Source organism: Micromonospora sp. NPDC057141, assembly GCF_042670805.1.
Classification (GTDB): domain Bacteria; phylum Actinomycetota; class Actinomycetes; order Mycobacteriales; family Micromonosporaceae; genus Micromonospora.
Genome location: NZ_JBHUVA010000174.1, coordinates 1 through 1323, shown reverse-complemented (window position 1 = coordinate 1323; position 1323 = coordinate 1). Strand labels below are relative to the sequence as shown.

At 70.3% G+C, this 1323-nt stretch carries 1 protein-coding gene; it reads right to left on the bottom strand.

The features are described 5' to 3' along the window. Window positions 1-8: 8 nt before the first annotated feature. On the bottom strand, window positions 9-1067 hold the full coding sequence (locus tag ACFT41_RS32295) for an IS110 family transposase (protein WP_377590548.1): 1059 nt from the start codon (window positions 1065-1067) through the stop codon (window positions 9-11). Window positions 1068-1323: the final 256 nt, after the last annotated feature.

Here is a 1323-nt window from a genome sequence, read left to right as displayed (position 1 = left end):
GGACGCTCCTATGCCGCGTCAAGTGCTTCGGTTGGGGTTTCGAGGCGTCGGTAGAGCTCTCGGGCGACGTAGCGTTTGAGGCAGCGTTTGATCTCTCGGTCGGTTTTGCCTTGGGCGCGGCGACGCTCGGCGTAGGCGCGGGTGGTCTCGTCGCGTTGCAGGCGGGTCAGGACGACGGTGTGCAGGGCCCGGTTGAGTTGGCGGTCGCCGGAGCGGTTGAGGCGGTAGCGGACGGTCTTGCCCGATGATGCGGGGATCGGGGCCACACCGGCGAGCATGGCGAACGCGGCGTCGTTGCGGCAGCGTCCGGGGTGGGACCAGGCGGTGAGCACGGTGGCGGCGACGATCGGTCCGACGCCGGTCAGTTGTAGCAGGTCCGGTCGCCAGGAGCGCACGATCGCGCGGATCGCCTTTTCGTGGGCGGTGGCTTCGGCTTCGAGGAAGCGCACGCGGCGGGCGAGGTCGCGCAGCACGGTCAGGCTGGTGAACACGTCGACGTCGGCGCTGCTGGTGGGACGTAGGCGGGTGGCGGTGGTGAGCATGATCCGGGTGCTCTGGCCGCGGAAGCGGGCCCGCACCACCTCGGGGGCGGTGATCACCAACGCGTGTAGTTGCCGCTGGGTGTCCGCGCTGGCTTCCACGGCCGCCCGGCGGGCGGTCAGCCGCACCTGCAGCGCTGCGCGTTGCGCGCCGGTTTTGGGCTGCGCCAGGCGGGTGCGGGCCAGGGCGTCGCGGGCGGCGCGTTCGGCGTCGATCGGGTCGGACTTCGCGCCGGCGCGGCGGGCTGGGCGTTGTGGCCGGTCCAACTCGACGACCAGCTCGCCAGCATCGGCCAGATGCCGAGCCAGTCCGGCGCCGTAGCCGCCGGAGCCTTCGAGGGCCCAGGCCCGCAGCCCTGAGTGCTGCTCGGCCAGGGCCGCCAACTCGGCGTAGCCGTCGGGGTCGGTGCTTACCGTGGCCCTGGCCAGGACCCCACCGGTGCGGGTGTCGAGCACCGCGGCGGTGTGGGTGTCTTTGTGCGTGTCGACGCCGATGACGACCTCGACCAGATCTGCCAGCATGGACATGCGTTCTCTCCTCACCGTGGGGACGCAAGGGTCCGGTCCGGTGCGGAGATGGCAGGACTGTGATGAGACACGCCAGCCACTAACTGGCGGTCAAGCTCCTGATCAGGCCAAACGTCTCCCGCCGGGCCGGCGCCGGCAGCAGCGGACGGACAAGTCCCGCCAAAGGCACAAAGCCAGTCAGGGTTAGAGTCACATCTACTGCCACCAGGCATCAGCCCATCACCTTCCGGGCCGACACGGCTAGCCTCACAGTCAG